Genomic DNA, 305 nt, shown 5'->3' on the forward strand with positions numbered 1-305 from the left:
AGCGGCACGCCGTTGCGGATCACGTCGATCCGGTCGCGCCGGTAATTGTAGAAATCGATGATTTCATTCTTCACCATTTGCGAGTTGGTGATGACGCGTTCCGCGCCGCGATCGTCGAGCAGCGGGATCAGGTGGAAGCTCATCGCCGAGAAGGCGAGCCCGTAGCCCGCGAAGGCGACGACCAGCCCCCAGAAGGCCGGCACGCGCACGGCCGCGGCCAGCGGGCTCTTCTTCGCGGCGCCCTCGGGCTGTGGCCTGGTTTCCGCGATCGGCACCGGCTCCTCCCGAGGGCCGGGAATGAACAG

Annotated in this window: 1 protein-coding gene; it reads right to left on the reverse strand. The window is 66.6% G+C overall.

Going from position 1 to position 305, the window contains the following annotated elements; genetic code table 11:
* A partial coding sequence (locus tag KVT28_RS24825) for a glycosyltransferase (RefSeq protein ID WP_217550796.1) occupies window positions 1-275 on the reverse strand: 275 nt, incomplete at its 3' end.
* Between the last annotated feature and the right edge of the window lie 30 nt (window positions 276-305).

Source organism: Pantoea sp. GbtcB22, assembly GCF_019091025.1.
GTDB lineage: Bacteria > Pseudomonadota > Gammaproteobacteria > Enterobacterales > Enterobacteriaceae > Pantoea > Pantoea leporis.